This window comes from Streptomyces sp. NPDC034043, assembly GCF_055575675.1.
In genome coordinates, this window is record NZ_JBVISF010000023.1 from 16,139 (window position 1) to 34,663 (window position 18,525).

General features: G+C 69.8%; 21 protein-coding genes and 2 pseudogenes. 9 read left to right on the forward strand and 14 right to left on the reverse strand.

The window, feature by feature from the left end:
* Window positions 1-10: 10 nt before the first annotated feature.
* The 6 genes and pseudogenes from ACZ51S_RS32290 to ACZ51S_RS32315 all read right to left on the reverse strand — a co-directional run bounded on the left by ACZ51S_RS32290 (window position 11) and on the right by ACZ51S_RS32315 (window position 5,574).
* Window positions 11-1,081 (reverse strand): hypothetical protein, encoded by a 1,071-nt coding sequence (locus tag ACZ51S_RS32290; RefSeq protein ID WP_468962799.1) that lies wholly within the window; start codon window positions 1,079-1,081, stop codon window positions 11-13.
* Window positions 1,078-1,824 carry an AAA family ATPase gene (locus tag ACZ51S_RS32295; RefSeq protein WP_468962801.1) on the reverse strand — a complete coding sequence of 249 codons (747 nt, stop codon included), beginning with the start codon at window positions 1,822-1,824 and terminating at the stop codon, window positions 1,078-1,080. The genes ACZ51S_RS32290 and ACZ51S_RS32295 overlap by 4 nt, the downstream gene beginning before the upstream one ends.
* A pseudogene (locus ACZ51S_RS32300) lies at window positions 1,821-3,391 on the reverse strand (Mu transposase C-terminal domain-containing protein). The gene ACZ51S_RS32295 and the pseudogene ACZ51S_RS32300 overlap by 4 nt, the downstream one beginning before the upstream one ends.
* Window positions 3,392-3,810: 419 nt before the next feature.
* Window positions 3,811-4,407 carry a hypothetical protein gene (locus tag ACZ51S_RS32305; RefSeq protein ID WP_468962803.1) on the reverse strand — a complete coding sequence of 199 codons (597 nt, stop codon included), beginning with the start codon at window positions 4,405-4,407 and terminating at the stop codon, window positions 3,811-3,813.
* Window positions 4,408-4,457: 50 nt separating this feature from the next.
* Window positions 4,458-5,183: a pentapeptide repeat-containing protein gene (locus ACZ51S_RS32310; RefSeq protein WP_468962805.1), complete on the reverse strand. Its 726-nt coding sequence runs from the start codon at window positions 5,181-5,183 to the stop codon at window positions 4,458-4,460.
* A gap of 259 nt (window positions 5,184-5,442) precedes the next feature.
* The gene (locus ACZ51S_RS32315) at window positions 5,443-5,574 is read right to left on the reverse strand and encodes a hypothetical protein (RefSeq protein ID WP_468962806.1); all 132 of its coding nucleotides are present in this window, start codon (window positions 5,572-5,574) and stop codon (window positions 5,443-5,445) included.
* A 299-nt stretch (window positions 5,575-5,873) separates the two neighbouring features.
* Between ACZ51S_RS32315 and ACZ51S_RS32320 the strand changes: the two genes are divergently transcribed.
* Window positions 5,874-6,464, forward strand: coding sequence for a hypothetical protein (locus ACZ51S_RS32320; RefSeq protein WP_468962808.1), 591 nt, complete (start codon window positions 5,874-5,876; stop codon window positions 6,462-6,464).
* Between the two features lie 103 nt (window positions 6,465-6,567).
* On the forward strand, window positions 6,568-7,089 hold the full coding sequence (locus tag ACZ51S_RS32325; protein WP_468962810.1) for a hypothetical protein: 522 nt from the start codon (window positions 6,568-6,570) through the stop codon (window positions 7,087-7,089).
* 214 nt (window positions 7,090-7,303) lie between these two features.
* On the opposite strand, the gene ACZ51S_RS32330 is transcribed toward ACZ51S_RS32325, so the two are convergent.
* From ACZ51S_RS32330 to ACZ51S_RS32355, 6 genes are all read right to left on the reverse strand, one after another.
* Window positions 7,304-7,768, reverse strand: a complete 465-nt coding sequence (locus ACZ51S_RS32330; RefSeq protein WP_468962812.1) for a tetratricopeptide repeat protein — start codon at window positions 7,766-7,768, stop codon at window positions 7,304-7,306.
* Window positions 7,769-8,254 (reverse strand): NUDIX domain-containing protein, encoded by a 486-nt coding sequence (locus ACZ51S_RS32335; protein ID WP_468962813.1) that lies wholly within the window; start codon window positions 8,252-8,254, stop codon window positions 7,769-7,771.
* Window positions 8,251-8,913, reverse strand: a complete 663-nt coding sequence (locus tag ACZ51S_RS32340) for a class I SAM-dependent methyltransferase (protein ID WP_468962815.1) — start codon at window positions 8,911-8,913, stop codon at window positions 8,251-8,253. Before ACZ51S_RS32340 ends, ACZ51S_RS32335 begins: the two co-directional genes overlap by 4 nt.
* A 164-nt stretch (window positions 8,914-9,077) precedes the next feature.
* The gene (locus ACZ51S_RS32345; RefSeq protein ID WP_468962817.1) at window positions 9,078-9,545 is read right to left on the reverse strand and encodes a glycine-rich domain-containing protein; all 468 of its coding nucleotides are present in this window, start codon (window positions 9,543-9,545) and stop codon (window positions 9,078-9,080) included.
* A gap of 284 nt (window positions 9,546-9,829) precedes the next feature.
* Window positions 9,830-10,048, reverse strand: a complete 219-nt coding sequence (locus tag ACZ51S_RS32350) for a hypothetical protein (protein ID WP_468962818.1) — start codon at window positions 10,046-10,048, stop codon at window positions 9,830-9,832.
* Window positions 10,045-10,293 carry a hypothetical protein gene (locus tag ACZ51S_RS32355; RefSeq protein ID WP_468962820.1) on the reverse strand — a complete coding sequence of 83 codons (249 nt, stop codon included), beginning with the start codon at window positions 10,291-10,293 and terminating at the stop codon, window positions 10,045-10,047. Before ACZ51S_RS32355 ends, ACZ51S_RS32350 begins: the two co-directional genes overlap by 4 nt.
* 57 nt (window positions 10,294-10,350) lie before the next feature.
* Between ACZ51S_RS32355 and ACZ51S_RS32360 the strand changes: the two genes are divergently transcribed.
* Complete coding sequence (locus ACZ51S_RS32360; RefSeq protein WP_468962821.1) at window positions 10,351-10,629, forward strand: hypothetical protein; 279 nt, start codon at window positions 10,351-10,353, stop codon at window positions 10,627-10,629.
* Here ACZ51S_RS32360 and ACZ51S_RS32365 read toward each other — a convergent pair.
* Complete coding sequence (locus ACZ51S_RS32365; protein WP_468962823.1) at window positions 10,616-11,188, reverse strand: hypothetical protein; 573 nt, start codon at window positions 11,186-11,188, stop codon at window positions 10,616-10,618. The genes ACZ51S_RS32360 and ACZ51S_RS32365 overlap by 14 nt on opposite strands.
* Window positions 11,189-11,419: 231 nt before the next feature.
* Here ACZ51S_RS32365 and ACZ51S_RS32370 point away from each other — a divergent pair, with 231 nt between their 5' ends.
* The 6 genes and pseudogenes from ACZ51S_RS32370 to ACZ51S_RS32395 form a co-directional block, all read left to right on the forward strand.
* A complete protein-coding gene (locus ACZ51S_RS32370) occupies window positions 11,420-12,610 on the forward strand; it encodes a helix-turn-helix domain-containing protein (protein WP_468962824.1) in 1,191 nt (396 codons plus the stop codon).
* 17 nt (window positions 12,611-12,627) lie between these two features.
* Complete coding sequence (locus ACZ51S_RS32375; protein WP_468962827.1) at window positions 12,628-12,984, forward strand: hypothetical protein; 357 nt, start codon at window positions 12,628-12,630, stop codon at window positions 12,982-12,984.
* Window positions 12,985-13,152: 168 nt separating this feature from the next.
* Window positions 13,153-14,246, forward strand: a protein-coding gene (locus ACZ51S_RS32380; protein WP_468962828.1) for an IS630 family transposase whose coding sequence is annotated in 2 segments (ribosomal slippage) — window positions 13,153-13,639 and window positions 13,639-14,246 — 1,095 coding nt in all. Because the reading frame shifts where the segments join, the coding sequence is not laid out codon by codon here.
* A 112-nt stretch (window positions 14,247-14,358) separates the two neighbouring features.
* The gene (locus ACZ51S_RS32385) at window positions 14,359-15,276 is read left to right on the forward strand and encodes a hypothetical protein (protein ID WP_468962830.1); all 918 of its coding nucleotides are present in this window, start codon (window positions 14,359-14,361) and stop codon (window positions 15,274-15,276) included.
* A 493-nt stretch (window positions 15,277-15,769) separates the two neighbouring features.
* On the forward strand, window positions 15,770-17,038 hold the full coding sequence (locus ACZ51S_RS32390; RefSeq protein ID WP_468962832.1) for a hypothetical protein: 1,269 nt from the start codon (window positions 15,770-15,772) through the stop codon (window positions 17,036-17,038).
* Between the two features lie 565 nt (window positions 17,039-17,603).
* Window positions 17,604-17,735 (forward strand): annotated as a pseudogene (locus ACZ51S_RS32395) (DUF6233 domain-containing protein); the annotation flags it as partial.
* 25 nt (window positions 17,736-17,760) lie between these two features.
* On the opposite strand, the gene ACZ51S_RS32400 reads toward ACZ51S_RS32395, so the two are convergent.
* Complete coding sequence (locus ACZ51S_RS32400; RefSeq protein WP_468478973.1) at window positions 17,761-18,372, reverse strand: SMI1/KNR4 family protein; 612 nt, start codon at window positions 18,370-18,372, stop codon at window positions 17,761-17,763.
* Between the last annotated feature and the right edge of the window lie 153 nt (window positions 18,373-18,525).

The window sequence follows — 18,525 nt, forward strand, 5'->3', positions numbered from 1 at the left end:
GCGCCGGCCGTTACCCGTGTGCTTCCCGGACCTCTCGCCAGTCCCACACCGCCTTGACGGACCTGCGAGCGTTCGGGGCGTCGGGCGGCTGGGGCGGGCGGAGCCGGGCGGTCTCGGCCAGGCGCAGCAGGGCGGGACGCTCGCCCGGCTCGACCAGCAGATGCGCGGCGGCGGTGGAGTGGGCGTAGTGGATGGCCGCGCGCAGGAAGACGGCGGCCCAAGCAGGGACGGGGTGGGTGGCGCAGCCGTCGGTGAACCGGGTTTGGTCGTGGAGGGCAAGGAGGGCGGGGGCGTCGTGGAAGTCATCGCTGCGGGCGGTGGCTAGTTGTTGGAAGGAGGCGCCGGTGAACAGGGTGGAGGCCAGGGCTGCGGCCAGTCGGGGGTGGGCGGTCGCGGTGTGGATCCGGCGGGCGGCCTGGGCGGCTTGGGCGGCGGTGAGAGGCCCGGGGGCGGGCCGGTGTTTCCACTCGATCAGACCCGGCAGGCAGGGGCCCGTACACGGGCCCGGGCTGTCGTAGGAGACGAGCCGGTCGAGGGACGGCAGGGTGAGCCACCGGGCCGGCCCGGCAGGCGGTACCGCGGCCGGTGCCGTGCCGCCGGCTGCGGGCGGGCGCCCGTCGAAGTAGAGGGCGCGGGCCGCGGCCAGGGTGGCGCTGTGGGTGTAGGTGACGGGGGCGAGAGCGCGGTCGAGGGCGGCGGTCAGGCGGGGGCGGTGGACGACGAGGGTGAGGTGGATGCCGGTCTGCCGCTGAAGGGCCAGGAGGCGCTGGAGGCGGCGGTCGTCGAGCAGGTGGGCACGCAAGACGGTCAGGCGGGTCATGGCCAGAGCCGCCGTCCACGCCGCGGCTGCCTCCCACAGCGGCGGGCGGCCGTGCGGGAAACGGCCCGGGAGGTGGGCGGGCTTGCCCAGGGCGAAGAGCAGGTCCCCGGCCAGGGCGGAGTCGCTGGTCGTGCCCGGCGCGGGGTGCAGGGTGATGCGGCCGGCGTGCGGAGCGTGGGCGGCCAAGGCGGTGTGGGTGAACGCGGCGTCGTCCCCGGCGTCGAGGACGACGGCCAGGCGGGGTGTGGCGGGTGGCGTCATGCGAGGCGGCTGAAGGCCCAGCGCAGCAGGTCGCGGTCCGGTCGCGGGCGGCCGGTGCGTTCCAAAGCGGTGCGCATGTGGGCGGTCAGCTGGACCCAGGCGCGGAAGTTGCCGTGGGCGGCCTGTTCGTCGGCGAAGGTGATGTCGGCCGGGTCGGCGTCTGCCCAGACGGGGTGGAAGAGCGGGACGACGTCGAGGACCTCTTCGGAGGTGAGGCGGGTGAACTGCTGCCAGATGAAGATCCGGGAGGAGAGCATCGGCTCGCGGCGCAGCACGGTGTGTGCGCCGGCGCCGCCGACGAAGACGATCGCGATCTGGGTGGCGGGCTCGTCCCACAGGTAGCGGAAGTCGAACGCCTCGCCGTTGAGCCACTGCGCCTCGTCCACGAGAAAGGTGCGGGGCCGCTCGGACAGGGCGGTCTTCAGCAGGCGGTCGAACTCGGAGGGGTGGCGGGGCGGCTCCCCGGGCAGGCGAAGCGTCTCAAAGAGCTCGTAGCGGACCGCGCGTGCGGTCGGACGGGCCCGGAACGTGACCCGGCAGACCTCCTCGCCCCGGGTGTCCTCCAGCTCGTGCAGGCAGGTGTTGACCGCCAGGGTCTTCCTGAAGCCGGCGTTCCCGTGGATGCACATCATCGCCCGAGCGGCGACCGTGTCGGCGATGTTCTCCCGCGCGGTCAGCAGCGCCTTCGTGGTCACGATGGAGGCGTCGGGCAGGTCGACGTACTGGTAGGTGGGCGCGGTCACCGCACACCACCGCCAGCGCCGTCCCCGTCACCGGAGACATCGGCCTGCGGTCTGCCGCCGGCCTCGTTGTCATCTGGCGCGGATGGCGGCTTCGGCCGGGTACGGGCCGCGAGGGAGGCCGGGGTACGCCAGTCGGACGGAGGCGCGGCCAGCGGGATCAGGTCCGGCAGCGCCAGCCTCGACAGATCCGCACGGTCAGCCACCGCCAGCTCGGCAGCAGCCTCCGTCGTGGACACCGCGTCCAGCCGCTCCGGCTTACCCGGCCGCGTCACCGCGGCATAGCGCTCGCGCTGAGCTGCGGCGAGGTCCTTGCGCAGACGCCGGCTACGCGCGGCCCGAGCGGTGCGGACCGCGGTGATCTGCTCGGGGCTCGCCTCGTCCGCAACAGTCGCAGGTCCCAGGTAGCGGCCGGTCGCGGCGTCGAAGACCTCAACCGCACTCGCACCCCCGTACCCGCCAGGCCCGTCATCCACGGCCCCACATAGTCCCGCCGGCGAAACCGGACACCGCGGGTGGAGACCACCCGCACACGGCCGTCGTCTTCGAGCGTGAACGTCCACAACTCCTCCGGGCTGACCTCCCGCACCGGAGTCGGATCCGCCTCCCAGGCTCCCAGCGGGGTCTTCCCGCCCAGCGGACCCGGCTGGTGGACGGTGTTCCACCACTCCACCCAGCCCAGCAGCCGGGAGGTGAAGTCCTCGAAGTCGAGCAGGCCCTCGTCCTTCGGTCGACCTGGACGCCGGCCCGGGCGTGGCTGGCGCACGTAGCCGGGGAGCGCGGCGAGGAACATCGACTCCACCGCCCGGTTCAGGCCCTCGACCGTGCCCTTCAGATGTGGCGTGTAGGCGGGCAGGTCCTCCACCTCGACCACCAGCGCACCGAACGCCGCCGCGACCGTCTTCGACAAGAAGTCCCTGCCCCGGTCCACACGGACCTTCTCCGGGAGCCCTCCCTGCGGCCCGAACGGCTCCTCGCGCAACACCGCCGACCGCAGCGCAGCCAGCACCGACTCCCGCGACGGATACCCGGGCGTGACCGCGACGCCCATGACCGTGTTCGTCGCGCAGTCCACGAACCAGGTGGCCCAAGGACGACGGACGCTGCCTTCAACCTCGACCAGAACGGGGGCCTGGACGTGATCGGCCTCCCACACCTGATTCCGCCAGCCCCGAGGCCGAGCCAGGAACACATCGTGCTTGCGGGCCTCACGCTCACCACCGGCCAGTCCCGCCCGCTCCCCCACGGTCAGATCCCGCCGGATGGCACGGTGCAGCGTCGGAATCGACGGCGGCAGCTCACCCTCGCCCCGGGCCGCGCGAGCGGTCAGCTCGCGATGCACAGCCGCGACGTTGCCCTTCCACAGGCCGAGCAGAGCCCGGACCTCCGGGGTGACCGTGAACCGCCCGTAGTACCGGGCCCTCTCCCCCGGCACCGCAGACTCATCCTCCTCCGCGGCAGCCAGCCACCGCCACACCGCCCGCTCCTGCACGCCGAACGTCTCCCCCACCGTCCGCACATGCCCGGTGGTCAGCTTCCCCTCCCGACGCAAAGCCAACAACCGGCGCACCGCCGGCCCCCGCAACGCCCGAACCGACACCCCAGGCAACGCCCCGCCCGAACCAACCACCTGCTGTACTTCCTCGTCCACCCACCCATCACACCGACCCGGACCAGCCGATAGATCAGAACTCACGAAACTGAGACAGCGTCACCCCTGGAGCGATAAAGGCCCCAGACAGCGATCCCCCACCGATCTCTCACATCAAAGACAGCGACACCAGCCCCCTCGACATGCCCCGACCAGCATCAACACCCCAAACCCTCACTGTCTCTCACCCCACCACCCCCAAACCGAGAAATCGCACCGATCCGGTCCCGGCCGGCGGGCGCCCACCGGCCCGCCCGCGCCCGTACACGATCCGTCCACACCCGGAAACGCGCACCGCACCCGCGACGTCCGGGTATGGGAGCCGCCGCCGTCACCGCCTAAGCCCCCCGCCCCTCACCGCTCCGGCCCACTGCCGGTGGGCAGGTACCGCGGCTTCCGTCGGGGCCTGCTGTCCGGGGGCCGCGGCGGCGGGTGTGGTGGTGGAGCGGGAGCGGGCCGCCGCCGCGGAGACCCGGGGGCGGGAGGCAGGCGCGGCCGGCGCCGAGGGCGGTGTCGTCAAAGAGTTCAGGGGTCGCGTCCACGAGACGGCCGACCACAGCGGCATCCAAAGCCTCCTTGAAGGAGCTGTCGTCCTTCAAGCGGGCCAGGTGCGCGCCGAGGAGTGCGGGGCCGCCCTGGTCGCGGATCTGGTCCATGCGGGCCCCGAGCAAGGGCCAGGGGCGGAAGCCGACCAGGAAACCGACCCGCGTCTCGGACAGCACGTCCTTGACAAGTCCGACGATCATGGCGTGCGCGAGCCAGTTGACACCGAGCTGCTCCAGCGCCTCCGCGCGGTCACCGAGGCCGCGGTCCCGGGGCACGGCCAGCCCCTCGGCCAGCGGCCCCCAGGAACGCTTCGCGTCCCGGCCCGCGGGCGGCACCCACAGGTCGGCGTCCTCCCGCACCGGCGCACGTACGCCATCAACGTGCTTCACATGCTCCGCGCCTATGCGGAGAGCGGCGGGCTCCCCGGCCCAGATTGGTGCTACTCCCACTCCGGGTGGATGCGCTTGCCATGCCTCCAAAGGTCGCAAACCGGTACTTCTTGGCCGCTGGACCACAGTTCCTTATCTTGATCCTTTTCGTCGCGATACATCTCCACTACCAGCCCGATGAGCTGTTCAGAGGTGGGTTTCTCCCCCATCGACCAGCAGGTGCGCGCGTTCACCTTCGTCCCCACGAAGGAGCTCTTCGGCGGGAGATGCGCGTGGCTGAGGTTCGCGCTGTGGAGGGAGGCTTCCCGCAGGTTGGCGTTCTTGAGGCTCGCGTCTTGAAGATTCGCTCCGATCAGGATCGCCCCCCGCAGATCGGCGCCCTCGAAGTTTGCGGCAGTCAGGTCGGCATCCTGAAATTTTGCGCCAACCAGATCAGCGTTGGTGAAGTCGGCGTTGCGGAGCGACTTCCCGCTGAAATTGATGCCCTTGATGTCGTGGCCGGCGACGGTCAGGCCGGGGACACTGTCCGCGCTCTCGACACTCGCCCGCCATGCCGCGTTCTCCTGAGACTCACGCATCGACTCACTCAAGAACAAGGCGGACAGGCCTACGGCGATTCCGCACACCAGACCGCCCCCGATCCCGGCGAGTACCTCGATCCTGGGCTCCGACTCCGGCTCTCTGCGGGCCATCTGCCAGGCACGGGCAGCCAGGAAACAGCCGAGGACGAGCAACAGGGAGGTCAAGACCCACTGCCATAGACCTGCATCGGGCATGAGGAACCTCCCCAGCACACGCAAACAGGGTGACCAGTCAGAGCATGCCTTTCTTCCTCTATACGCCCTGCCAGAGGCACCTGCCATCCGAGGGCGGTCGACGTGGCCACCATCGAGGACGCGGGCTGACCACGCGGGAGTGACAGCGTTGTCAGCGGTCCCACAGCAAACGGCCTCGGATACCCGTGAGCCGCCAGTGACTGGGCGGCACGGAGGGAGCGCCATGGCTGAGCTGCCAGTCGCGCGATGCAACCGGCTACTAGGCCATGACGATGCCGGCGGCTGCGGTGGTGACGGCGGCGACGACCTGGTCGACGCCGGCATCGGCACGGTGGGCGTTGAGGAGGAGCCGGGCGACGTCGATACCGCGGGCGTCGAGCCGAGTGGACAACCTCCCGTCCCAGGAGCCGGTGCTCGCGGTCCTCCCGCACACGGGCATCGTTGTTGAAGGCGGTCACGTCCGTACCTCCTGCCAGTACCAGCGTCTGAGGGTGGCAGTGCCCCCCACCCCACGAGGGAGCGCACTACCCGGGATGTGCTGTGGGTAGTCAACCGCTTGCGGGGTAGGACAGGCTGGCCCCGGAGCGGACTTTCCGGCGGACTTTCCCGCCTCTGCCCGGGCTGAAAGTCCGGGGGCGCCCGGCTCTACCGTGCTGCCACGGGCCGCATCGTCGCTGGGCAAGGAGGCTGATGATGGCCGAACCGGCCGAGGAACAGACCGTGTTCGCCGACCTGCTCGACGGGTTCGGCTGGCGCAGCCCGCAGGCATTCATCCGCGTGTGGCCCGGCACCTACAAGTCGACGCGGGCTCCGGAGCCCGGTGTGAGCCCTCTGCGGACCTACTGCGACGCGTTGCTGGAGGAGGAGGAACCGGAGACTCCTCGGGCCCCGTACAGCCCTGGAGGGCCGCCCTCGTGGATGAAGGAGCCGGTGGTCACGTTCGATGTCCAGGGCAATCCCGTCTCCTGGGTGGACGAGTGGCCTCGCAATGAGTGGGAGCAACGCCTGGGCCGTGCTGCGGCCGAGCTGATGCTGGAGGACATGCGCGACGAGGTTCGGGTCAAGCCGGAGGCCCAATGGATCAGCAAGGAGGAGGCGAGGCGCCGGAAGGACCTGGCCGAGAAGATGCTGGCATTCATCAACCACCCGGCGAAGCTGCTGACGGTGAAGCAGCGGCTGGAGCGGAAGCTGAAGGCACCGTGGAACACGGAGGCCAAGAAGCCGTCCGCGGAGGTGCTGCCGGAGGCCGAGATGTGCTGGGCCCCCTGGTATTACCAGTGACCAGATGATGGAACGTCGCCGACCGTGCCGGTCCTCAGCTTTAGGCTTTCTGGGCTTGCTGGCCGCCGTGCGGGGCGGTCAGGGGTCCCCTATGGAGGTCTCCTTGATCCTGTTCACTCTCGCCCCGGTATCCGACTGTTCTGTGGACGATCTGATGGGGCGCCCCTGCAAGGGATGGCGCGAGGGCATGGCTCCGGAGATCGTCTACGCGCTGAACCGGGGGTGCTGGGAGCTGGGCAGCGAGGAGGCGGCGCGGCATAGCGTGGCGCTCTACGCCTCCACGGGTGACCAGATGGTGCGGTTGGCCGTGGAGATCGAGCGGATTGAACCGGTGGGTGAGGCCGACGGCCGGAAGCTGCACGCGGTGGTCGGCCAAGTTCTTTCTGCGAGCCACCCGGTGCACGAGCGGTTCGTGGGCAAGAAGGCGCCGGCTCGGCTCCAGCAGACGTTCCGGTACGTCAAAGCGGAGTGCGGTCTGCCGGTCGGTGCCATGGAAGCGCTCTGCGAGACGGCTGCGAAGTGGGTCGTGTCGGTGGAAGGCGGCTCGCAGTACATCGCCTGTGGGCAGCACGTCACCGCTCCGCTCGGCTCGAACGCCCGGTTCAGCGTCAAGCCCCTCGTCTGAGCCGGACAGCACGCCGCCCCCTGCTCCTGTGGTTCGGAGAGGGGGCTTCGTCATGCGTGGTCACACGAGGGAGGGCAGTGTGCGGCTCAGGGGGGACCGGGGGAAGGTCGTTGACGGTACGCCGGGCCTGATCGCATGCGTGGCTGTTCAGCAGCTCGACGCGGTCGAGTGCGGCCTGGGTGGATTCGATCAGTCCGGCGTCACCCTTGGCGGTTCACAGCCGCAGGGCTTCCTGGAGGTGGGCGCTGGCTGGCCCGAGGTCGCCCTGCTCCAGGAGGTGCTTGCCGAGGTGCTGGAGGGCGAAATCCACGAGTTCGGGATGCTGCTCGCGGGCGCCCTCCAGCGCGCCGCGGTAGAGCGCGTCTGCGGTCTCCGTTTCACCGGCGTAGCGGTACGCGTCGCCGAGGTTCAGTTCGGTGGCGATGACGGCCCGGGAGTTGCCGCTGGCGGTGGCCAGGCCGAGCGCCTGCCGCAGGTACACGAGTGCGTCGTCGGGGCGGCCCAGGACCACCAAGCCGATGCCGGTCCACCGGGCCAGGACCCGGGTCCGGTCGGCGTCCGTGTCTTCGGCGAGTGTCCTGAGTTCCTCGCGGATCTTCTCTACGGCGACGGTCAACTGGTCGTGGTCGGTGGGGACCATGCGCAGGTCCGCGTCTTGTGTGATGAGGTGGTGGAGCACTCACTCACCCGTCCGCGCCGACCAGATCAGCAGTGCGAGCGCCGCGCCAGCGAGCTTGATACGTCCGTCGAGGGCCGCCTGGACGGCCTCCTTGCGGGGCGTCCACACGACGGTGAGGCCCTGCTCGGCCTCGGTGACGGTGAGGGCCTGGACGCCGGACGTGAGGCTGGTGGCCGCGTACATGTGGAGGGTGAGGGTGCTGCGGGGCATCGGCACGGTGCTGCCGAGCGGCGTCCACACGGCGGCGGTGAGCCCGGCTTCTTCCTCCAGCTCCCGTTTCGCGGCGTCCAGCGGGTCTTCACCGTCCTCGATCCCGCCCCCGGGCACGGTCAAGGTGTCGCCGTGCAGGGGGATGGTGTGCCGGATCAGAGCGATGCGGTCGTCATGGTCCTGGGCGACGATGACCACGCCGCTGTCCTGGACGATGTGCTCGTACGGCTCGGTGAAGTAGCTGATGCGGCGGCGCTTGGCCTCGCGGGTCGTCATGCGGTGGCCTTTGCGGTGACCAGCAGGGTGCCGAGGGCGGCGCCGTCGGGGTTGGGGATGACGTCGGCGGAGACGTCGGTGAAGCCGTGGCGCTTGAGGAGGTCGGCCCACTGCTCGGGGGTGTGCTGCCAGCGCAGGACGGTCAGCTCGGTCTCGCGGCCCTCCAGCCACTTCCCGCCCATCTCCTGGGCACCGTACTGGCCCACAATCGGCTCGCGGTGGGAGAAGGCGAAGGTGCCGCCGGGGGCGAGGCGGCGGGCGATGCGGGGGAACAGTTCGTCGGGGTCCGTGAACCACACCGCGCCCCACGTCGAGTAGACGACGTCCCACAGCCGCATGTCCTGGTCGAGGAAGTCGAGTGCGTCCGCACAGACGAACTCCAGGTTCGGCAGGTCGCTCCAGAACTCGCGGGCGCGGTCGATCTGGACGGCGGAGAAGTCCACCGCGGTCACCTCGATGCCGGAGCGGGCGAGGAAGGCGGCGTTCTCGCCCTCGGCTGGCCCGAGGTCCAGCGCGGTCTTCGGCGTGCCAAGGATCTCGGCGCCGGGGCCGGCGTCGGGCAGGCCGGTCCAGTCGAAGCGGTCCGCGGCGGGGCGCTCGCGGTTGGGGCGGTACTTGTCCCAGTATTCGGCGGGGGTGCTGGGGGCGGCGCTGGACATGAAGGGTCCTCCGGGAGTGGTGTGGCGTGTGGAGAGGGCGCCAACCTACTCGCGTCGGGATGCGGGTAGGGGCAGAAGATGCAAACTCGCATATATTGGCATAAAAGGAGCCCGGAGGCGCGCGTGGCACCTCCGGGCGTGAGCGGGCCTACGGCCCTACGGGGTCAGTGGCACTTGGAACCGGGGTGGCACGGACCGCACTTGGCGTAGTCGGCCTCCCACAGCTTCCAGTCCACCTCGAACCCGTTGTCGTGGATGATCTGCGCGGTGCGCTCCACGGAACCGTCGTACTTGAACGCGATCTCGGGGATGTGCTCCAGGAACCGGCCGCCGAAGTGCTCGGCGCAGAACTCCCGGTAGTTCTTGGTGTCGAGGATGAACACGTGCACGGCGATGTCCACGATCCGGCCGCAGCACATCTCCAGCGGCGTCGGCTCGTCCCACTTCTCCATCGCGGTGATCAGGTAGGTAACGGCCGCGTGGAACAGGCGGGTAGCCATCACCTCGTCGAAGGGGTAGTCGCGCATGAGCAGGGTGACCTCGCGGTCCCACACCTCCGGGCTCACGTAATCCCGGGGGTTGCGGTACTGGCCGGCGCCGGACTGGACCGGAGTGGTCAGCATGACGGTCATGGCTGTGCTCCTCTCGATTGCCTTTCGAGTGGTGCGTGGGTGGCGCCGGGAACACGTCCCCAGACATGTCCCCAGCGCCGTTCCTCTCCGTGCCGACTGCCTGGTCAGGTTCGGAGAGGAAGGGGTGCACCCGCCCCGGGCGGTGGTGCTGTAGGAGTGCGGGGCGGGAGGTCTGTGTGTCTACCGGCCGGTGCTTCCGGCCAGGGCCAGGGTCACGACCACGGCGGTAACGGCCAGGGCGTAGGCGAGGACGGCCAGTCGCTGGCGCCACCCGCGTAACGGGTTCACCGGACCACTTCGAGATTCGTGGGCGCGGTGGAGATCTCCTGTCCGCCGGACGCGGGGCGGATGTAGGCGAGCCGCACGGTCATCGGACGGCCCTCGAAGTTGGGGACCTCCTCCTGGACCACGGCCATCAACTCCCCCTCGGTCCCGCTCGCGATGTCGCGGACCTGCTTGCCGATGCGGGGATCCAGCTCGTGCCCGAAGCCTGCGGCGCTCACTGCTCGTCGCCCCCGTCGTCCCGGTCCTTGCTCTGGTCGTCACCGCCGGCCGGGTCGATACGGGCGTGCAACGCACCGAGATTCCGCCAGCCGCGTCTCGCACGCGCCATGAGGGCCGGGGAGGGCTGGCCGTACTCCTCGCTGACGTCGGCCTGGACGGAGAAGGCATCCCACGGGATGCGCGGCTCGGGCTGGTCTTCGAACTGCCGGGCACTGGGTACTCGGCGAGGCAGCGGCTCGGTCATGGCGCTGCTCCTCTTCGGCGAGGGTCGCGGGGTGGCGTGGGTGTACGGTCCGGGTGCATGAGCGAGGCGTTCGCCCAGGGCGAGGATCATCCGGCGTGCGGGATCTGTCCGGCCCATCGGCTGCCCCGGGAGGGATTCGTGGTCTACGACCGGCCCAGCCCGGAATGCCCCTTCGATCCGGCCGACGGCTACCGGTACACCGCCGACCGAATCCCTGCGTGCGTGCATCCGCACAAGGTGGGGCTGGAGCCGGACCGGATCGCGCCCCCGTATGTTCCGGAGCCCGAGCCGCAGCCGGAGCCGCGCGGGCGGCGGGGTTGGTTCAGGCGGCGCTGAACTCGATGTCGTGCTCGCGTCCGGCGCGGTCCATGCCGATGCTGGCGTAGCGGGCGCTGAGGATCTTCACCCGCCGCTCGACCTCCTCGGCCTGGAGCCAGTACCGGGCCGGGGGCTCACCCCACGCGAGCCGGTAGGCGAGGGTGGTGAAGCAGCCCGCCTCGTAGTCGGTGTGCTCCTGGTCGGTCTGGTGGATCAGCGTGAAGCCGGTCCGGGCTGCGATCCGGGCGAGGAGCTGCGGCTGGGCGATCATCGCGTGCGTCATCTCGTCCACGGGAACCGCCACGGGGACCTCGGCCAGGTTCTCGTCGCCGGTCAGCTCGAAGACGGCGGCCTTGAGGGCGATGGCGCGCAGGCCCTCCGTGAAGAGCGGGGCCTTGTCGGAGTCGAGGTTCCACCGCTCGATGACCGGGAAGCCGGTGAAGCACTGCCAGTCGGAGCTGTATTCCAGGGTGGCGGCCTCGAAGGCGCCGAACTCCTCGTCGGCGCGGATCGCGGCCAGGATCTCGGTCGCGCGGGCAGCGGCCTCGGCGGGGGTGGGCATCGTCCTCGTGCTCATCGGGTGCTCCTTCGAGTGAGGTGGTACCCGGCCCTGCCGCGTGCGCGTTCGTCAACGACAGGACCGGGGACTGAGCGCCGCAGCGGCCGGAGCCCGGGGGAAGCCCGTGCTGGTAGGGGCAATGAGGCCCCGGCCGCTGCGACTGATGAACAGTCAACGTGGCCGGGCTCGTTCGGACTATGTCTGACGAAGGGTCTGCAAAGTCTGTGCATGGATCGGCACACTCTGTGCATGGGCGATTCGCTGGGGGATGTGCTGCGGCAGGCTCGGAACGCTAAGAGGCTGTCTCAAGGTGAGGTGGGCAGGGCGGTCGGCTACTCCGGTTCGTGGCTGTCGAGGGTCGAAACCGGGAAGATCCAGCCGGACGAGGACACGCTGGCCGCTTTGTGTGGTGTTCTGGGTCTGACTGCTGCTGATGTCGGACTCGAAGGGGACGCCGTGCACCGCCGAAAAGTGCTCACGCTTGGGCTGGGGGTCGGTATCGCTGCCGCGCTGCCCGGCACCGCTTCCGCCGCAGCGGCGGTCGATCCCAAGGAGCTGGTGGAACGTTCCTTGTTCTGTCTGCCCGACACCCGGCCGGCGTCGCGTGAGGCGCTTTTCTCCGCGCTGGTGGAGGCCCGGAGGGTGTTCCAGGCGGCGGAGTACAGCAAGTTGGGCCGCACCCTGCCGTCGCTGATCTCCGGCTCCCTGGCCTCGCAGGCCCATGACATCGCGGCCCGCGCGTACGTGCTCCTCGCACAGCTCGCGATCAAGAACTATCAGGGCATGGCGTGGGTGGCGGCCGAGCGGGCGCGCGCGCAGGCGGAGCTGACGGGCAACCCGGTGGTGATGGGCGAGGCCGCGCACTCCATGGGCGTCTCACTGCGCCGGAGCGGTGAGTACCAGGCCGCGATCGACCATCTCCAGGAAGCAGCGGAGCGGTTGGGCCAGCATCCGGACGAACTCGCGATGCGGGGCACGCTGATGCTGACGGCCTCGTACAGCGCTGCGCAGGCCGGTTGGCGGGGGCAGGCGATGGAGCTGATCGGCGAGGCCGAGGAGACCGCCAAACGCCGGGAAACGGCCGCACAGCGGCTCTACATCCCCGGCGAGTTCGGCGAGGCCCAGACCTGCGGTTTCCGGATCTCCGTGCACCACGCGCTCGGCGAGGACGACCAGGCGCTGACCTACGCGGAGAAGCTCGACCCGCGCCAGCTGCCGACAGCCGAGCGGCGGGGACGGATGTGCATGGACGTCGCCCGGGTATGGCAGGCAATGGACGAGCCGACGAAGACCTTCCACGCTCTCCGTGCCCTGGCCTCGTACGCCCCGGAGGAAGCCACGCGGCCCAAGGTGCGGGCGATCACCTCGGAGCTGCTGTTGATGCACCCGGAGATGCCGGGGCTACGCAGGTTCTCGCAGAAGATCGGAGCGACTGTCTGATGCCACAGGGGGACACCATGAACGAGGACGGCCGGATCTTCCGCGAGGCGTGGATCGCCGGAGTGAAGAAGCACTTCCCCGGGGATCCGAAGCCCGGGTACATCACGCCGTGGGAGGACACCCCGGAGTGGGAGCGGGCATCGGCCGCGGCCGTCTTCGGGCAGGTTCGCGACTTCGTCCAGGTGAGCGGAGGACAGACCGCCAAGCTGACCCGCGAGCAGAAGGGCCGGTTCGTCGCGCTGTGCTGGATCGCGCAGATCCACAAGCACATCCCCGACCCGAAGCCCGGGTACGTGGCCGACTGGGACAAGCTGCCTCAGTGGCAGCAGGAGACCGACGCGGACATCTTCGAGCAGATCGAGCAGAACGTCTGACCCCCTGAAACGAAGAAGCCCCGGTCCAGAGCGCTGGGACCGGGGCCATTCAGTTGTGCAACCACCGTATGCGTACGGGGCTCCGGGTTGTTACTGACTTCGGCTCGTTGGCGTGAATCTTCATGAAGTGTCTGATGGGTCCGGGGCTCGGGCTGTATCTCGTGGTGTGTGAGGTATGCGGATGGGGGAGGGCTGACCCCTGCGGGTCGTCAGCTCCGTGAATCGGTACGGCTGCAGGCAGCTGAGTTGTTCGAGCAGAAGGTGGAGCCGTCAAAGGTCGCCCGACATCTGAGGGTGAGCCTGAAGTCGGCCTACCAATGGCACCAACTGTGGCGCGACGGCGGGGCTGCGGCTCTGGTCTCGCGTGGTCCGAGTGGTTCGCGGTGTCGGCTGTCGCCGTACTGTCTGGAGAAGCTGGCGAGGTTCCTGGAGGAGAGTCCGGCGGCGCACGGCTGGGTGGAGGACCAGGTGTGGACCGCATCGCGGGTCGCCACTCTGATCGGTCGGAAATTCCACGTCTCCTACAGCGTCTCGGGTGCCACGCGGTTGATGCACCGGCTCGGCTTCAGTCCGCAGGTGCCCGCGCGGCGGGTCGCCGAGCGTGACGAGCAGGCCGTCGCCGTGTGGAAGGAGGCGACCTGGGCGGAGGTAAAAGGGCGAGGGCGGCCTGCGGGGGCTACGTCTGCTTCGAAGACGAAGCAGGCTTCACCCGACGGCCGCCCCGGGGACGGACCTGGGGCCGGCGCGGTATCACCCCGGTCGTGACAGTAAGCGGACGCCGCTCGGGACGGCTGTCGGTAGCCGGGCTGATCGCCATGCGGCCTGGTTCCCGCACCCGGCTGTGCCACCGTCTGCGGACCCACCCCGCGGGCAAGGGCAAGCGCCGCAGCATGGACGTGCGGGACTTCATCGCGCTGGTCGACGGCGTCTATCAGTTGGTCAGGGCCCCGATCGTGCTGGTCTGGGACCGGCTGAACACTCACGTCTCCCGCAGGATGCGTGACCTTGTGGCCGAGCGTGAGTGGCTGACGGTGTTCCTGCTGCCCGCCTACTCACCCGACCTCAACCCCGTCGAATGGGTATGGGCCCACGTCAAGCATAGCCTCGCCAACCTCGCCGTCATGGCCCTCGACCGGCTCGAAGCCCTCGTCCGCAACCGGCTCAAACGCCTCCAGTACCGGCCCCACATCCTCGACGGCTTCATAGCCGGCACCGGCCTGACCCTTCACGACCCTGACGAGCTGAAGTCAGTCATCGCATAGGACGGCGTGAAGGGCCGGTCGTCGCTCCCCGGCGGGAGGGGAGACCGCCCCGACCTGTAACGTGGCGATCTTCGGGCGGCGTAGGCCCCCGGAGTCCCAAAGGTGAATCCCCATGCCGATCGACGAACTGCCCGTCGCGTGGAGGCTGTCCCCCAAAGACGTCCAGGCGGGGTGGCGTGCGCTTTGGTGGACCGTGGGACCGGACGGCGAACTCGCCGTAATTCTGGTCCAGCGCCGGTACCTGAGCCGCGACAAGTATCCCCGCGGGTGGATCGGATGGCGTGCCGAGACGCCGTTCGACGGAGAGCTGGTCATCACCTCCGGGCAGGAGCAGCGGCGCATCCCGGTCGAAGGGATCGACATGTGGCCCAGCCATCTGGCCCTGCTCCCCGGGTCCCGGTTCCTGCTGGCGTCAGGCCGTACCCACCAGGACGCGGAGGGAGCCTGGCGGAAAAACGCCGTCGTGTACTCCCCCGAGGGCCGGCCGGAGGGTGCCTTCTGCCTCGGTGACGACGTCCCGGCCCTGGTCACCGACCGCAGCGGGGGGATCTGGACCGCCTACGGCGACGAGGGCATCTACGGAGGCCACCCGGAGTCCGCGGCCGGCCTGGCGGGCTGGAACACCCGGGGTGTCGCGACGTGGGCGCCGAAGGGGAGACTTCCCGACTGGCCGCTGGAGGGTTGCACGGCTGCCACGGAAGGCGAGTCGGTGTGGCTTGTCTGGTACAGCCCCAAAGGGACCTTCCTCACCCGGATCACACCCTCCACCGGCGAAGTCGCGAGCTACCGCAGCCCGGTAAAGGTCCCGGACGGCTTCGCCGTGCGCGGCACGCGGGTGGTCCTGACCAGCCGCGACCACTACAAGCGCAGGACCACCGTGACCCGCGCGGAGCTGGTCGGCGACGTATGCGTCGCCATCGGCCAGGAGCGGGTGCGGGTGCCCGGGCGGGTGGTCATGCACTGCGGCCAGGGCCGCGACGGCACCCTGTGGCTCCGCGCCGGCCGTACCTGGGTGCGCATCGACGCCTGAGACCCGCGGCAGGGCGCCCGTCAAGGCCCGCCGGTAGGCCGTCGGGGAGACGCCGATCGCCGCCGAGAGGTGCTGGCGCAGGGAGACGGCCGCGCCGAAGCCCGCGTGGGCCACGACGTCCTCGACGGATTCCTCGCGGGAACCGGCCTCTCCCTCGACCTTCCACCACCATCACCCTGAAGCGCCGACGTCAGTAACGACCGGACCTGCGTCTTACCCCAGTCCATCCGCTTCTCAACGAAACGGGGAGGTTCAGCGGACTGGACGGCAAATGCTCGTCGGCCTTCTGCGATGTGGAGCAGGTACCGGCGCTGCTCGTACCTGGTGGAACACTGCGACCGTGATCGAGACATCCACAGACCGCCGGGACCCTGCACCCGGTTCCCTGCCGCCCGCAGCACAGGCAGCACTCGTCGGCACCGCCTGGGAGGAGCTTCCACATTGCTGTACGGGTCGGCACGGTGTGCCTGACACCCCAGACATCCTCGGGGCTGTGCTCGCCACCGACCTGGCCCGCCGGGTGCGGGCGGTGGGGGATCTGTACCGGCTGCTCCTCAATCAGGAGCGGGTGTTTCCGGCGAGCGCCCCGGCGGCCTTGGTCCTCGCTCATCTTCTCGACGACCCGCGCACCCTTGCCGAGACCGGGTGGGAGCGCCGGGCGGGCCGCCGGTCGCTGCGTGCCGAACTGCTGAACTGGCTGGCTTCATTCGCAGACATAGCCCGTCTGGAAGTCGAGGCCGGCGTAGGCACGGCACAGGCTCTGGCAGCCGCCCGTGCAGCCCGGCCAGTGCTACACGTCCGCATCGCGGATTTCTGCGACGACGACGATCTGCGGGTGCGCGAGGCCGCGCTCGCGACCACTGCCCTGCTCCTGGACGACCCCGCCCTCGCCTCGTCCGTCCCCAGGTATGCGCCCGCTGTTCGCGAAGTCCTTGCCGTGAGCGTGGATTCGTACCACCGGTGGATTGCCCGGGAGCGTCTGGCGGCCTGGGGCGAGGATGTCGCCGGTCTCGTCGCGGCGGAGAATGAACGCCGCGCGGCTCTCGATCGTGCTTGGGCCTTGGCGGAAGACCCCTTCGGGGAGGGCCAGGAGCAGGCGATCCGCTGGCTGGAGGAGCAGCCTGAGGACACCGCGGCTGCGGAGCGAATGGGCCGTCGGAGTGAGAACTGGACCGGGCCCACACCAGCGGCCCCAGACGAGCCGGCACCCGAGCCGCCAGTGGCCGCCCCGGGGAGCGAGGCGGGGTACTGCGGCCCGTGGCGGATCGCCCGGGAGGAGGAGCGTGCCGAGTGGACGTTCACGCCCTACGTAGGAGTCGGACCCGTGCACTTCGGGATGACCCTGAAGGAGATCACCAGTGCTCTCGGCGAACGACCGGCCGTCTCGTCCTACTCCGATCATGGCGAAGACCAGCGGCTCGACTACGCTGACTTCACCACGAGCGGGATCAGGGCCCTGTTCCGTGACGGCCGCCTGGGGTGTGTCGCCGTGAACGCCCTCACCGGCCCCCAGGTGAGACTGGACGCAGCCCCGCTGACCGGTTGCGCGCCTGCCCGTGTGGAAGACTGGCTCGTCCACCGCACGACCCGGCCCGGCAGCCTGAGGTACAGCCCCGCCGGCGACCCCGTCTTCGGCGACCTCGGCCTGGCGATCCGGTCCCAGCGGGCTGGCGACACCACCCTGACTCGACCGCTTTTCCTGCTCCACAGCTGGCTTGACCTGTGGCATTCGCTGCCCAGCAACGAATGGAACTCTGCCTGAGTCACCGTTCACCCACTGGCCCCGCATGCAGGTGAGGGCGACGGGAGCGACACACCATCTGCTGGATGCTGGGTCCATGTGCCGCGAGCGGGGGCGGGGAAGCAACGCGAGTAACGGTGGTCCATCTCAAAGAGCCCCATAAGCGCAAGGCCACCCGCATCAGCGATAGCGCCACACCTGTTGCCCTCGCTAGCGTTCACCACACCAACCGCTGAGCTGCACAAACCACCGTCCGCCGGGGCCCTCACCACAGAGCCTCCCCCAGAGAACCCCTTCTGCGTCCCTTGCCGTACCGCACTCCAGCAGGCCCAGCAGAAGCCCCGCTCCGGAGCCTGACCGTCCAGGCTCGCGCGTTCCGGTCGATACGCCTTCAAATGGACACCGGACTGTGGATGTGCCGCATCGGCGTACCCCTGTGGCAGACCACCGAGGGCGGCGGCGCGGAGCCCGCCGAGTACAGCACGTGGGTGACCTCCGCCCAGCTGCGCCCCATCCCGGGCGTCGCCCTGGACTGCCCACCCATCGCAACCCGGCCGGCGCAGCGGCGGCCCCGGCCACGCCGTGGGTGTGGGTCCTGGATGGTCGTACCCGCCAGCGGGCCGCGACCGTGCACGCCGAGGATTGCACCCTGGCGACGGACCGGGCGGTGCCGGGGAAGACGACGGCCGCGCTCGACGCCCTCAACCATCCCGGCACGGTCGCGTGCACACCACCACACCCATTCACACGGGGTGACGTCGGCGACGACCGGCTGTGGCGCGGGGACCCCACGGGGCGGTCGCGACGGTTGCCGGGGAGGACAGGCCCAGCGCGGCGTTGTCTTTGCCGTCCCGCATGTGGTTGAGCCAGCGCTCGTACCAGCTGAGGAAGTCCCGCGCCGACGAGACGTTCGGAGGCCAGAAGCCGTCCGCGTTGCCGGTGACGACACGGCCGGCAAGGGGACCAGTCACTCCGATGAGGCACAGATCGCTGCAGCCCATCTCGATGATGTGGAGGAACAGGTCCCCCTGCAGCGCGTCCGGGTGGTCAACATGAGTGAATCCCCGGGGGCTGCCGTCCGCCGGCTTCCGGTTCATCGTGAACAGCCTGCACTCATCCAGCGGAAGAAGACCGTAGAAGGGGCCTGCACCGCTGCCCCCGAGTTCGATGAGGAACGCTCGGTAGGCCGCAGGCAAGACAATGTGGTGCTCCGCCTCGAAGGCGTCGGCTTCTGAAGCGTTGATGCGTGGGCCGAGGCGGAACCGATGGCCTTCCCCGCAGGCGGAGTGGCTGCGTTGCGCCTGGTACGGGATCTTCGCCAGCTTGGAGCGTATGCGGGGTATGCGGGAGTCCACCGGAGGATCTCTTCTCTCGTCTCCGAGACCCTACCGACCGGTCCGGCAGAGACACATCCGAGGGTCTGGAGCGCTCCTGCCTGAGGGTGCAGTCGCCAGCCTGGTTGCAGCTGGTGACGATGTCGGCAGCACGGTTCACAGCGCTCGGCGCCT